Annotated in this window: 13 protein-coding genes; 9 read left to right on the forward strand and 4 right to left on the reverse strand. The window is 42.3% G+C overall.

Going from position 1 to position 14,030, the window contains the following annotated elements:
• Nucleotides 1–4 precede the first annotated feature (4 nt).
• On the reverse strand, nt 5–1,627 hold the full coding sequence (locus BSM4216_RS13340) for a DHA2 family efflux MFS transporter permease subunit (protein WP_048624012.1): 1,623 nt from the start codon (nt 1,625–1,627) through the stop codon (nt 5–7).
• A 36-nt stretch (nt 1,628–1,663) separates the two neighbouring features.
• The gene (locus tag BSM4216_RS13345) at nt 1,664–2,299 is read right to left on the reverse strand and encodes a biotin/lipoyl-containing protein (protein ID WP_048624013.1); all 636 of its coding nucleotides are present in this window, start codon (nt 2,297–2,299) and stop codon (nt 1,664–1,666) included.
• 940 nt (nt 2,300–3,239) lie between these two features.
• Here BSM4216_RS13345 and BSM4216_RS13355 point away from each other — a divergent pair.
• Entirely contained in the window at nt 3,240–3,695 is a 456-nt protein-coding gene (locus BSM4216_RS13355) for a MarR family winged helix-turn-helix transcriptional regulator (protein WP_048624015.1), read from the forward strand.
• Between the two features lie 52 nt (nt 3,696–3,747).
• Here BSM4216_RS13355 and BSM4216_RS13360 read toward each other — a convergent pair whose 3' ends face one another.
• Nucleotides 3,748–4,851, reverse strand: coding sequence for an ABC transporter ATP-binding protein (locus BSM4216_RS13360; RefSeq protein ID WP_048624016.1), 1,104 nt, complete (start codon nt 4,849–4,851; stop codon nt 3,748–3,750).
• 113 nt (nt 4,852–4,964) lie between these two features.
• Between BSM4216_RS13360 and BSM4216_RS13365 the strand changes: the two genes are divergently transcribed.
• From BSM4216_RS13365 to BSM4216_RS13390, 5 genes are all read left to right on the forward strand, one after another.
• Nucleotides 4,965–5,219, forward strand: coding sequence for an alpha/beta-type small acid-soluble spore protein (locus tag BSM4216_RS13365; RefSeq protein ID WP_048624017.1), 255 nt, complete (start codon nt 4,965–4,967; stop codon nt 5,217–5,219).
• Nucleotides 5,220–5,361: 142 nt separating this feature from the next.
• The gene (locus BSM4216_RS13370) at nt 5,362–6,138 is read left to right on the forward strand and encodes an arginase family protein (protein ID WP_048624018.1); all 777 of its coding nucleotides are present in this window, start codon (nt 5,362–5,364) and stop codon (nt 6,136–6,138) included.
• Between the two features lie 305 nt (nt 6,139–6,443).
• Nucleotides 6,444–7,205, forward strand: a complete 762-nt coding sequence (locus BSM4216_RS13375; protein WP_048624019.1) for a 3-oxoacyl-ACP reductase — start codon at nt 6,444–6,446, stop codon at nt 7,203–7,205.
• 357 nt (nt 7,206–7,562) lie between these two features.
• On the forward strand, nt 7,563–8,726 hold the full coding sequence (locus BSM4216_RS13380; RefSeq protein ID WP_048623008.1) for an IS256 family transposase: 1,164 nt from the start codon (nt 7,563–7,565) through the stop codon (nt 8,724–8,726).
• Between the two features lie 742 nt (nt 8,727–9,468).
• The gene (locus BSM4216_RS13390; RefSeq protein WP_048624021.1) at nt 9,469–9,843 is read left to right on the forward strand and encodes a heme-copper oxidase family protein; all 375 of its coding nucleotides are present in this window, start codon (nt 9,469–9,471) and stop codon (nt 9,841–9,843) included.
• Nucleotides 9,844–10,071: 228 nt separating this feature from the next.
• Here BSM4216_RS13390 and BSM4216_RS13395 read toward each other — a convergent pair whose 3' ends face one another.
• Nucleotides 10,072–10,287: a hypothetical protein gene (locus tag BSM4216_RS13395; protein ID WP_156179262.1), complete on the reverse strand. Its 216-nt coding sequence runs from the start codon at nt 10,285–10,287 to the stop codon at nt 10,072–10,074.
• A 709-nt stretch (nt 10,288–10,996) separates the two neighbouring features.
• Between BSM4216_RS13395 and BSM4216_RS13400 the strand changes: the two genes are divergently transcribed.
• From BSM4216_RS13400 to BSM4216_RS13410, 3 genes are all read left to right on the forward strand, one after another.
• Nucleotides 10,997–11,356 (forward strand): P-II family nitrogen regulator, encoded by a 360-nt coding sequence (locus BSM4216_RS13400; protein ID WP_048624023.1) that lies wholly within the window; start codon nt 10,997–10,999, stop codon nt 11,354–11,356.
• Between the two features lie 5 nt (nt 11,357–11,361).
• A complete protein-coding gene (locus BSM4216_RS13405) occupies nt 11,362–12,666 on the forward strand; it encodes an ammonium transporter (RefSeq protein WP_048624024.1) in 1,305 nt (434 codons plus the stop codon).
• Nucleotides 12,667–12,987: 321 nt separating this feature from the next.
• On the forward strand, nt 12,988–13,956 hold the full coding sequence (locus BSM4216_RS13410) for a bile acid:sodium symporter family protein (protein ID WP_048624532.1): 969 nt from the start codon (nt 12,988–12,990) through the stop codon (nt 13,954–13,956).
• The last annotated feature ends 74 nt before the right edge of the window (nt 13,957–14,030 follow it).

Here is a 14,030-nt window from a genome sequence, read left to right on the forward strand (position 1 = left end):
AAGCTTACACTTCCTTCGGCCGCTCAGAAGGAGAAGGAAGCATCGGAACATTCCGCTTTCTTTTTGCCGCTTTATCGCGTACTTTGTCTTTTCGGACATCGCGCAAAAATAGACTTAGGATGAGCCCGACGATACATAACCCGGTTGCCCAATAAAAGGCATCATTAATTCCGTTCACATTGGCTTTCAGCAAGATTTGGCTGTAAAGCGAAAAAACAGAAAGTTGCTGAGCCATTTCCACCGGCAAATGCGTCGCCCCCGCCATCGAATGGACAAAAGCTTGAAACGACTGCATAAACGTTGGATCAGCTGTGCTCATGCCATCCGCCAAGTTCGCATAATGGAAATTGGTTCTGTTGGAATAGATAGTGGTAATTAAACTGGTTCCTAACGCACCGGATATTTGGCGAAGCGTATTCGTCATCGCCGTTCCATGGCTGTTCAAATGTTTAGGCAATTGATTCATTCCGGCTGTCATAATTGGCATCATCAATAGAGACATCCCAAAAGAACGAATCATGTAAAGGCCTAAAATATGTTCATAAGAAGTATGGATGGATAAGCGAGTAAATTCATAGGTTGTCAAGATCGTGACAATTAAGCCAACTGCTGCAAGCGGCCGCGGTCCTACTTTATCAAACAGCATACCTGAGACGGGCGACATCACCATCATAACAAGTGCACCCGGAAGCATTAACAATCCGGCCTGAAGCGGTGTAAATCCCCGCAAATTTTGCAAATAAATCGGCAGCAAGAAAATGCCTGCAAACATGGCCACTGTGATGATCGCGCTAATCACATTGGATAACGAAAACATGTCGTATTTAAAGACACGAAAATCAAGAATTGGTTTTTTCGATGTTAATTGTTGAATGACAAAGGCTACAATGCCTATCAAACCAATGACAATCGTTGTGAGGACAACAGGATCCGTCCATCCGTCTGTTCCCGCTTCACTGACTCCATATAATAGCGAAGCCACGCCTATTAAAGACAATAAAGCTCCCAAATAATCGAGTTTGATCTTTTTCGGCTCCATAATGTTTCGCAAGGTAAAGAAGGAAATCAGAATGATTAAAATTCCCAGCGGCACCATGGCGTAAAACATAATACGCCAAGAATAGTTTTCAATCACCCATCCTGATAAAGTAGGGCCGATGGCAGGCGCAAACATCATCGCCAAACCGAAAATCCCCATCCCTCTTCCGCGCATTTCCGGAGGGAAAACAAACATAATGATCGTCATAACGAGAGGCTGCATCACTCCGCCGCCAATCGCTTGAATTAAACGACCGATTAACATGGTGGAAAAATTAGGGGCAATTCCGCATATAAAAGTCCCCAACGTAAAAAATACCATGGCCACTAAAAACAAAATCCGGGTGCCGAAACGTTCGATTAAAAAGGCTGACAACGGAATCAACGCTCCGTTGACTAGCATGAATCCTGTAGACAGCCATTGGATCGTCGTAGCTCCAACCCCAAAATCCGTCATCATATGGGGCATGGCAACGCTTAGAAGCGTCTGATTCAAGATGGCCAAAAACAGCCCCAGCATGAGGACCGCCAATAACGGGATATGCTGTCGGATTCCTCGGTTCGTTGTATCAGCTGATTCAGAAGCCATTCTCGACTGCCTCCTTTCCGATTGAATTCATGACGATTATTTAGAAATTTTCACTTCTGCGTTCATGCCAGGCAGAACTTTATCCGATGGATCTTTGATCGAAATTTTCACCGGAACTTTTTGTGTAACTTTTGTGTAGTTTCCGCTGGAATTTTGTTCAGGTAATAAGGAGAAAACAGAGTTCGTTGCATAGCCGATTTCTTCTACTTTGCCATCAAATGTTGTATCCGGATCGCCATCCACCGTTATGGTCACTTTATCTCCTTTTTCAATGTCCTTAAGATCGGTTTCTTTAATATTGGCTACAATGTAGAGATGACTCAAGTCAGCTGTTTGAGCCAACGTTTGTCCCGCTTGAACAATTTGATTTTTTTGCACTTGATTTTTAATAATGGTCCCTTTTTCAGGAGATGTTACCGGAATCGTCGTTTTGCCGTCTGAAATTTTCCCAAGCAAATCGTCCTTCAAAACTTTATCTCCTTCTTCTCCGGTCCAGTCCACTAATTTGCCGGAAGCTGTCGCCACAACCGGAACCATATCCGCTGATACTTTTGCATCATCGGTTTTCAAGTAGTTCGTGGTTTGATAGTAATAATAAGCTCCTCCTGCCAACAACAAGATCACGACAATGATCCCTACTAAATTCAATAGAACTAAACGTCCTCTTGACATTCTCTTTTTCTCCTTTCATCTCTTTATACTTACTCTATGCATTTAACATAAATAGAAACCGGAAGTTTTTCACAAAAAACCTCCATGAAGCGATCCTAATATAAATGAGTCATTTCCATCCCTTAGAACAAAAAAATTCCTGTGAAAGGTTTTTTTTTGCTCAAGACACCTTATCGCCACCCCTTTGAAAAACCGCATTTCTTCTTTGGCGATACTGGTTTTTAAAAATCCTGAATGATTGAAAATCCTCCACCCAGGATCCGCCGTTTCAATCAAACCGTTCGAAAACAATTCCAGTCGCAAGAGGCTTATTTCTTCGCCCATAGCCATTCTTTTGAAACAAATTTCCGAAAGAACTAGCAATCTCCCAACTTCCTATTTGTGGATTAGTTCACAATCCCTTTTTTAGCCATAAACCATGCTAAAGAACTGAAACGGATGGTTAACCTTTTTTCCATTGTCTGCATATAAAAGGTCGCCGCTTTTGAAATTTCGTCAACCATACGGAATGGAAACGACCGATGGTGAACGGTTCAAGTATTCTTATTGAAGTGAGCACTTGATTTTTTATGGATGGATGACAGCGATCCAATCATGCCTACTCCTCGGCGATGGAATGAATCAGGTCATGTTGATGGCACTCGGCTCACTCCTTTCCTAAATAAAAATTTAAGCGATTTAAATATTATTACAGACAAGTTCACAATGTCAACCATTTTGTCACAATTTTTTTCTTGGATTCTTGCTCTTTTCGAAACGAGAAAAATGCGTCTGATCTCCCAATAAAAGCGCATTTATGAGAATAAAAAAATAAAAGTAGTACCTTCTGGCCAAATCATCCTACTTTTTATTTGTCTTGTGAAAGTTTGACAACACCTTTTAAATTGTTTAATATTTAATTATGTAAAATATCAGCAGGGATATGAGAGGACGAATGAAGATGCTCCAATACGAAAAAGAGTTTTTAGATAAAATGGAAATGATTATGGTTTCTATTAGTAAAAAACTGCGCCCATTGATAGAAAAAAATATGCAGCCATTCGGGATTACCGGGCCCCAGTATCATATCATGAAAATGTTGAAGCGCGAAGGTCCTGCCCGAGCGACTCAATTAGCAGACATGATGAATGTGAAACCAAGCGCCATTACTGTGATCATTGATCGATTAATTGAACGCGGGCTTGTCGAAAGGTGCCACTCCGACACAGATCGACGAGTAGTCATGATGCAATTGACGAAAGCCGGCGAAGAGCTGGTGGAAACTGTCAGTGTATCTTTCAGTCAACTGATGGGCACCTTTTTTTCTCATTTTTCCAACGCGGAATTGATGACCTTTTACCAATTATATAAAAAGCTCGATCAAGTCATCGACGAGGTTTTGTCCGAAGAAAAATGATCCCCTTTTGAAAGCAGGATAGATCAACGTCGAACAAAAAGTCGGTTCCTGCTTAGGAGCCGGCTTTATCGATCCGCCATTTCGTTTTTGCATCAAAAAAGCAGGATTTCTCCAGTTGAAAACGAAACGCCGCCTGTTCTCCCGCTTTCCATCCTTTATCGGAAGGCACTTTGGCTAAACATGGTTGACCTCCGACGTGAAAAGACAAGATGGTTTCGGCCCCCATAAACTCGACTAATTGAATATTCGCCGTCACGGTTGCAGAATCTGTCATCCCCTCAGAAAACGCGATAATGTGCTCCGGGCGAATGCCTAGAAGGACCGTTTGCCGATCATACCCGCGTGCTTTCAGAAACGATGCTTTCTGTTCCGGCAGCTTAAAAAACAGGTCGCCGATCTGAAAGAAACCATTTTCCAACCTTCCAACGAAAAAATTCATCGCGGGGGAACCGATAAATTCGCCGACAAATTGATTAGCCGGATTTTCATACACTTCTTGCGGTGTTCCCACCTGCTGAATTTCTCCCTCTTTCATGACAACCAGCCTTGTCCCCAACGTCATGGCCTCTACCTGATCATGCGTTACATAAATAGAAGTCGTTTTTAGTTGTTGATGAAGCTTTTTAATTTCATTTCGCATTTGAACCCGGAGCATCGCATCTAAATTGGATAGCGGCTCATCGAATAAAAACGCCTGCGGATGACGAACGATGGCCCTTCCCAGCGCTACCCGCTGCCGCTCGCCTCCCGACAACTCCCTCGGCTTCCGATCCAGTTTTCCTTTTAACCCCATCACATCTGCCGCCCATCGCACCCGCTTATCGATCTCTGATTTAGGGAGTTTTTGCAGCTTTAAACTGAAAGCCATATTTCCGTAAACGGTCATATGGGGGTACAAAGCGTAATGTTGAAACACCATGGCCAAGTCACGGTCTTTCGGTGGAATGTTGTTGATTAATTTTCCGTCTAAATATAAATTCCCTTTTGTAATCTCTTCAAGCCCCGCAGCCATTCGCAGCACCGTTGATTTTCCGCTTCCAGACGGCCCTACAATCACGAGAAACTCTTGATCTGAAATATGTAATGAAAAATCCCTTACCGCCTTTATGCCGCCGTGATACACTTTAGAAACGTGTTCAAACCGGATGTCAGCCATTCATCATTTCCCCTTCCCGAACGCCTTTCTCCCTTCAAGTATAAACTTTCCCATTTATGAAGCAAAAATTTTTTCGAATCGGACACACTATCAACGAAAGGAGGAATGCGATCATGGCAAGAAACAACAGACCTCTTGTACCCGGTGCCAGAAAAGCGCTCGATCAGCTGAAAGCGAATATCGCCGGCACTTCTCGTCCCCAAGATGCCAAATTTGAAGCGGCAAAAGAAGCGGGCGTTCCGTTAAAAAAAGGGTATAACGGCGATCTGACATCTGAACAAGCCGGAAAAATCGGAGGAAAGATCGGCGGAAATATGGTGAAAAGATTGATTGAATTGGCAGAAGAAAACTTAACGAAAAGAAAATAAGCACGTGGTCTCCTCCAAGCCCCTTATAAAGGAGGAGTCCTTTTTTCATTCGCTGTAAGTTTTGTGCTATAGTAATAGAATAGAAAACCGAATGTCGCTTCATTCTCAAAACCTATGATTCAACCAAAGGGAGATGAAAACAATGGGTTTAGTGAATAAGGGTATGACGGTTTTACATTTTGATGAAACATACAAACTGCAGTCAAAACTTCAGCTTTTTCCTCACGAAAACATTGACTTCTACGATCTCCAACACGTGAACTTATACTGCGAACAAGATTCTTTAACCAAAATTGAACAACGTCTTGCCGAAAGACGGAAAAAAGGGATGACGCTGATCGGAAGCGGAAACTACCATTATGTCACATCCTCTTTGTTAAAAGAAATCAAAGAGCCCTTTACGCTTGTCTTATTCGATCACCATCCTGACATCGGCCGTTCCGACGAATCAGACACGTTGCTTTCTTGCGGATCATGGGTATCCTATGCCCTAAAGAACATTCCCATGCTGAAAAAAGCCGTGATCATTGGACCAACCTCTCTTAAGAATCAGGATTCTTCTTTGCCTAACGCGACCATTTTTCCATACAACAGCCACAGAGTTTCTTCCAAGATGATTCTTTCCAACATACCAACAAACACCGTTTATATCAGCATCGATAAAGATGTGCTCAAGAAAACAGACGCCATCACCAACTGGGATCAAGGACAAATGTCTCTCGCTTCATTGCTCCATCATATAGAGGCACTGCTGCAATATAAAAACGTATACGGAATGGACATTTGCGGAGAAGCAAAATTCTCGCCCGATCAGTATTTCGATCCAAACTTTCAAGACGCCCTTCGCAAAAACGAATCCGCTAATATCAAAATTTTGCAAACTTTTTTTGAAGGAGCTTCCCATCTAAAAGGAGCATAACGAGACCGTCCTTTCATTCACAGTTGTCAGATTCCTCATTTATTAGCTGATTCAGCCAAAGTGTTATTTGCCACTTTTAACGGAAGTACTGGAATGGCCGCATAAAGAAGACTTCAAATCTTGATACTGAACCAGCTTGCATCGGCAGAGGGAAGCAAATCCGTTCGTTCATGCACTGCTTTCCTTTCTCGGGAAAGCAGTTTTTATTTTGCTTGAACGGCAGTCCTGCCATACAGATTGAAAAGGTCCATAATCATAAATGAAGGAACCTTTCAAAAAATTTTTGCCAAGAGGAGGAAGAACAAATGAAGATCAATGAGCAGCTCGTATTAGTAACCGGCGGAAGCAGAGGTCTTGGCGCGGCAATAGCCCGTTCTTTTGTCCGAGAAGGAGCACAAGTCATCATCAATTATTACCAAAGCAAAGAAAGAGCTGAAAAATTGGCGGAGGAACTCGGACCTCGTGCATTGGCGCTGCAAGGAGACGTTCGCAGCAAAGAAGATATGGAAAACCTGTTTCGAAAAGCAGAAGAGCATTTCGGAAAATCGGTCACGACCATTATTCATAATGCCCTGATTGATTTTCAATTTGATTCCGATAACAAAAAAGACGCCTTTGCGATTGAATGGGAAGATGTTCAAAAGCAGCTGGAAGGGAGCGTACGCGGAGCGCTGAACATCATTCAAGCCGGTTTAGAAAAAATGAAAGCCTCCAAATTCGGCCGAATCATCACCATCGGAACCAATCTTTTTCAAAATCCCGTCGTTTCCTATCATGACTATACAACAGCCAAGGCGGCATTGCTTGCGTTGACGAGAAACATGGCACAGGAATTAGGCCCATATAACATCACCGTCAATATGGTGAGCGGCGGATTGCTTAAGACAACCGATGCCAGCCGAGCCACTTCGGATGAAGTATTTAAACTAATTGAAGCAACCACTCCGTTAAGACGTGTGAATTCTCCGGAAGAACTGGCAGATGCCGTCCTCTTTTTCGCCTCGCCGTGGAGCCGCGCCGTCACGGGCCAAAACTTAGTTGTCGACGGCGGATTGGTGATGGACTAACGAAACGGCACTTACTTTTGATTGGAAGAAGATCGTCTGTACATGTCTTTTCCATATGTGAACATGAAAAACTTGGTTTATTACTCGAAACGCCGTCCCTGATTTTGGAGCCTGCTCGCCCCAATGAAATCAACCGAATGTAAGGAGAGGTTTTTTTGAATGCCGAACAAGAAATTGAAAAGTTAAAGTATCATCAAAGTTTATTGTTGACGATGCTTTTAGATAAGGAAGATACGGATTTTTCCTTGATGATGTAAATTATTTTGTGTAAGCAAATTTTTCTACTAGAAAAAAAGAAAAAGGCAGGGTATTCTCAGATTTGCGACCAAACAAAACTGAAAGGAGATACCCTACCTTATGAGTAATAGTATACTCAACTCAGATTTCGCAAATCAACTGGAAAATATGATAAAAGATTTTGTTCAAGAAAAGCTTGAATTCATCATGAGAGAAGAAATCAAAAATTTCCTCCAAGTGGAACAGGAACACGTTCAAAACTCAAGAAATGGTTATTATCACCGTACTCTTGATACAAAGTACGGGAAAATAGAAGCTCTTACGGTTCCAAGAGATCGCAACGGGGATTTCCAGACTCAACTGTTTGAGCCTTATCAACGTCAAGACGGCTGGCTGGAACAGGCGATTATTAAAATGTATCAAAGTGGGATGAGCACTCGAGAAATTGGGAAGTTTATCGAAAGAATTCTTGGTTCAACCTACTCTCCTACCACGATTAGTCATATTACAGATGCCGCGTTGGAGGATATTCAAAAATGGCAACAACGTCCATTAAACAAACGGTATTCTGTGTTGTATCTTGATGGGTTTTATATAAAAGTTCGTCGTGATACGTATGCCAAAGAAGTCATTTACGTTGTTCTTGGTGTCAATGAAGAAGGTTATCGTGAAATTCTTGGCTTTTACGTTGGAGGTCAAGAAAGCGCGCATGGCTGGCAAGAGATTCTCCAAGACCTTTATACACGCGGTGCTCATGAAGTCTTACTTGGTGTTTTTGATGGACTCCCAGGTCTTGAAGAAGCCTTTAAAGCCGTCTATCCGAAAGCCGATGTTCAACGATGTGTGGTCCACAAAGTAAGAAATACGTTAAACAAGGTAAGGAAAAAAGACCAATTTGAAGTGGCTGAAGACCTAAAGCTGATCTATCGTTCGATGACAAGAGACGCAGCCATTCAAGCCTTTCATGAGTTTAAAGACAAGTGGTCTAAAAAGTATCCTAGAGAAGTCCAATCTTGGGAACAGGATTTAGATGTCCTCCTAACATTCATGAAATATCCGACCAGTATTCGTAGTGTCATCTACACGACCAATGCGATTGAACGAACGATTAAAGATATACGTAAACGACTCAAAACGATGAACAGCTTAACCAGTATTGAAGCAGCAGAAAAAATCACGTTCTTAACGGTACAGGACTTGAATGAAAAATGGTCCACTAGAAAACTTAAAGGGTTTTCTACGGCATACAAGGCACTTCAAGATATGTTTGAAGAAAGATACTGAAAGACCAAATTTTGTTCATGAAGAACAGAGTCTAGGGAGACTAAGTTGTCTTATATGAGACTGAATATTCAGTCTCATATAAGACAACTAAACACCTCCTCCAAGATTAAAAAAACGTATCTGAGAATACTCTCTTACACAAAATTCTTGACGGTACCTTTTCCTTTTTTCACATGATTTTAAATTATGATTTATCGAGCGAGGAAACGAAAGAAATGATCCATTCGGTCTCAAAAAATTTGACATACGAGGAATTCGCTTCTTCTATTAAAAGAATAAAAGAAAGTTTAAATGCAGAGTATGTATTGAAAAGCTTAACCTCACAAAACATCCATAAAGAAAAGGCTGAATTTATTTTGATAAATAGATGAAAGGACATTTTGATTCCGTCCAAATGAGGAACTTGGATGATGCTGACAAGTAGGTATCAGCATCCTTTTTTGTCCGCTTAAATCTTGGATCCCCTATACCAATCAGTTGAAAAAAACAGGCCGGCTCATGTTGTTTTCCCTTTCCTCTAACAATGTCCGCCGTTATTTTGGATTCCCAATCTGCTTTCACCCAAATGTATGTACGTCCATTTTCTGTTCCATCCAAATACGTATTTTCCACATTTTGTCCTTTTTTCGCTAAAACGAAGGCTTTTTACCTATTTCTCAAAACCAGCCATTTTTTGTCATCCTCCAACTCATCTTTTTGAACAAACAACATAATATGGTAAAGGAAAAAGGAGGTGAACAACATGGGAATCCGATTTATTAAAATCGCGGTTGTTTATTTTGTCATTGGCATTTTATTAGGATTATACATTTCGTTATCCCATTCATACATCCTAAGCGACGTGTACACATCCATTCTTTTGCTCGGCTGGACATCTTTAGGCTTAGCCGGACTGATTTATCATCAATTTCCTCAACTCGGCACCACAGCTCTAGGAAAAACACATTTTTGGCTTTATAACATTGGTTTTCTAGTGTTGATAATTGCTCTCGCTTATTTGCAGTCAGGATATCCGTCAGCCGAACCTGCAGCGTTGGTAGGACTCATTCTCGTGGTCATTGCAGTTATCCTTTTTGCCATCAATGTCTTGTCTAATTTAAAAAACAGCAGCACTTAAATACGGTGCAACTTCCATCAGCGGGGTTTTTCTGTCACCCCGCTGATGGTTAGTGGAGCAATCGGTCATTTGAGGAATTTTTCTTTTATCTGAATATCTTTTGAAGCAAAACTTCCAAAGCAAAATCATAGATGTCGTAACGGGTGTTGGTATATTCAACGAAAGCCCAAAAAAGAAGACGTTCATTGATGACTAAATGGAACGTCCTTTTTTCATTTTTCTTGAATATCATCCGTAGGCTTTATATCCCAAACTTTGATTGATTCGTTGGGCGACAGGTGATTTTTGATGACCATTTGGATCTAGTATTCCTAATTCGCCAGCTCTTTTTAACGCTTGAATCAGAAGTTCGCTGTTTCCATTGCTGCGAAGTCGGCGTTCTTCGTCTGCTGACATATGGATCACATTCTCTGGATGAATGGGTTCCGTTGCATTTTCCATCATATCTCGAAAACCTTTACCATCTAACATCACCCAATTATTTTTTTCTTCTATATTACATGTCCTTTATATCCATAAAGAGAACGAAGCAACAAAAGCTGACAATTAGAATGAAAATTGGCAATCTGTTCTTGGTTTAATCTACTAAACATGATTCTCACTTCCTTTTTTATCGATGAGAAAGGTTCATAAAAACAGCCATCTCTTCCAAGAATCTTTTTGAATTACGATATTGAACAGAAACACCACTATGGCCTTTTACTTCAACATGATAAACCATCTATCCCCCTTCAACTTCAGCGATTCCTATAACAAAGATTCTTTCATTATGAACGGATTGGATTGGCGGCGTTGTTCCTATCCTTCTTGAATCAGCTCAATCATAAAGTGCCCATTCTACTCATCCTTCATTTTTATCGGCTTTATAAACTAAATTTTTATAATGTTGCTAAAAATCCAAATATCTTTCATCACCTCCGTTTTAATGGACTAAACCGTCCGTCTAAAAAACGATAAACGCGAAAAAGCGAAAAAGAATTCGCCAAAATGTTCATCTATTCCGATGAAAAAGCGGACTTTCCGGCTAGGACAGGCTGGCAAGTTCGCTTTTTTCTCGTTTTACAAATCATTGGTCGTTGACAGAAGCAAAAATATTGTTATAATTAATATCAAATTAATGTTAGAAAATCTAACATGAAGCGGGTGTAACGGAATGAAAAAGATTGAAGCCATTATTCGACCGGAAAAAGTAACCGAGACGATTAAGGGATTAAAAAATATAGGAATTACAGGTTTTACGGTTTCTCAAGTAGTCGGCAGGGGCAAACAAAAAGATACTCAAGGGGTGTATCGGGGAAAAAATTACAAAGTGACGCTCCATCCTAAAGTGAAATTAGAAATTGTTCTATCGGATTACATGGTGCAACCGACCGTTCAAACGATTATTCAGTGCGCTCAGACAGGAGAAGACGGCGATGGGAAGATTTACGTCTACCCGATTTTGGAAGCTTATAATATTCGGACCGGTACATCCGATTGGAGCATTGATGATTTAGCCAATCAAGGAGGATGAGATCGATGCAACTAACCTATATCAATACCGTTTGGGTTTGTCTCGCAGCGGCGATGGTGATGTTCATGGAAGGCGGATTCAGTTTGCTGGAATCCGGTTTCGTTCGCACGAAAAACGCGGTGAATGTCACGATGAAGATTTTTGTTGATTTAACGGTTGGCGCTCTGGCCTTTTGGATCATCGGCTTCGGCATTATGTTTGGGAAAGACGCTTTCGGGTTGATCGGCACCAGTCTTTTTGGCAGCCCTGAAAATATTCACCTTACTCTCCATTTACCGAGCGCAGCTTATATTTTGTTTCAAATGGGATTTGCAGTAGCCTGCATTTCCATTATTTCAGGAGCTGTAGCGGAGCGGATGAGTTTTAAAGCCTATGTGTTAACAGCCGCTCTGATTGCGGGCATCATCTACCCTCTTTCCGGGCACTGGATTTTTAACAGCGAAGGCTGGCTGGCCAAAATGGGAATGAAAGATTTCGCCGGATCAGCGGCCATTCATGCGGTCGGCGGATTTGCTGCGTTGGCGATGGCCAAATGGCTGGGACCGCGTAAAGGCAGATTTAACTCCGACGGCAGCGTCAACGTGTTTGCTCCAAGCAATATTTCGTTAGCTTCGTGCGGTGCATTCATTTTATGGTTTGGCTGGTTCGGCTTTAACGCCGGAAGCACATTAGACGCCTCCAACACTCATCTTGCATCGATTGCGTTAAACACGATGCTGGCCGGGGCAAGCGCCGGTACTTCCGCCCTTTTTTTCAGCATCGGAAAGTACGGAAAAGCGGATCCTAGTTTAACCATCAATGGCGTTTTATCAGGATTAGTCGCCATCACAGCCGGCTGTGCGTATGTTTCAGAATGGAGCGCAATCATCATCGGTGCGGTGAGCGGAATCATCGTCATTTATGCGACGCTTTTCATCGATAATTTAAAAATTGACGATCCGGTCGGCGCGGTTGCCGTCCATGGCTTTAACGGCGTATTCGGCACGATCGCCGTCGGTTTGTTCGATTCCACGCAAGGGCTGTTGACCACCGGGCACTTCTCCCTTTTAGGCGTTCAGCTGCTGGGATCCGTCGTGGTCATCGCCTGGGGCCTAATCAGCGGCACAGTCATTGCGAAAGCAGCTGAGAAAACAGTGGGATTCCGCGTCGAAGAACGAGAAGAAGACGAAGGGCTGGACATGGCTTACCATGGAATCCCGGCTTACAACGATTTAGAACGATTTGCAGACATTCCGAGCAATCTTTATAATTTTGAGGAATCCACCGGCATCACCATCGCCCCCGTGGAAAGCAAAAAAATCTCCGGATAATCATGATTGGCTTTTCATAAGACTATAACCACCTCACAGGTCGGCTTAACAAGCCGGCCTGTTTTGTTTATTGCTTCTTCCAACCAATCTCATCTTCATTTCGCACCTATCTCTTCCATTATCTCTGAACTTCTTAAGCTTCAAAAGCACTCTTTTTTCCCCACAAGGATACAATAAGGATATACTCGTTGAACCGTTATCGTCATGGCCAAAAAGAAGAATAGGAAGAATCAAAACTTTTTTCTTTTCGGTCTTTTCGATAAAATGGAAATATCCGTTTTCATAAAGAAACAGATATTTTGGATGACAGAGGCGAAAATCATGTTACAACAGTTCAATGCACAACTGGAAAAAAGAATGCCGATTATCACGCCGGTCAGCGTGATCCTTGGCGTATTATTCGCCCATTCTTTGCATTCCTTTGCTTTTTTAGTTCCGTGGCTTTTTGCGTTTATGACCTTTGCCGGCAGTTTGAGTTCGAATTTTCGATCGTTTAAAGAGGCCGTTCTGCACCCGCTACCCATTTTTTTAACTTTGGCCATCCTCCATATTTTCATGCCGCTTGGCGCATGGGCTTTTGGCCATCTTGCTTTTCACGGCGATCTTTACACCATCACGGGGCTCACTTTAGCGATGGCCATTCCAACCGGCATCACAAGCTTTATATGGGTTTCCATTTATAAAGGAAATATTCCTCTTACTCTTTCGGTGATTTTGATCGACACGTTCCTCTCGCCGTTAATCGTTCCTTATACGGTTTCCTTCTTCATCGGAGCCAAAGTGGAAATGAACACGATGGATATTATGAGCGGGCTGATCGGAATGATCGTCATTCCGTCGCTGATCGGCATGCTGGCCAACCAAATTTCAAAAGGAAAAGCCAAGGAAGTGCTTGCCCCTCGCTTGGCCCCGTTTTCGAAAATCTTTTTAGGAATCGTCGTCTTAATCAACAGCTCAGTGATTGCTCCGTATTTGCGCCACATCGATTGGAAACTGGTCGAAATTGCGGCGGCCGTATTTTTGATCGCTTTTAGCGGCTATTACCTGTCCTTTATTATCGGCCGGATATTCAAACAGAAAAAAGACACAGTGGTCGCGATCACATTCCTTGGAGGCATGCGCAACATCAGCGCCGGCGCTGTCGTGGCTGTTTCATACTTCCCGGCAAAAGCCGCCGTTCCCGTTGTGATCGGCATGCTCTTCCAGCAAATCCTCGCCTCCACATACGGACACATCGTGGACCACTATTATCGAAAACAAGCTAAAGCTTCGGAAAAGAGGGTGTCTTAGTAGCGTTAGAGGATGGCAAAATCAATTAAAAGTAGATCGTATGATATCAATTTTTAAAATTGCAGCTAATTCCA

It is taken from the genome of Bacillus smithii, assembly GCF_001050115.1.
GTDB classification, from domain to species: Bacteria; Bacillota; Bacilli; order Bacillales; family DSM-4216; genus Bacillus_O; species Bacillus_O smithii.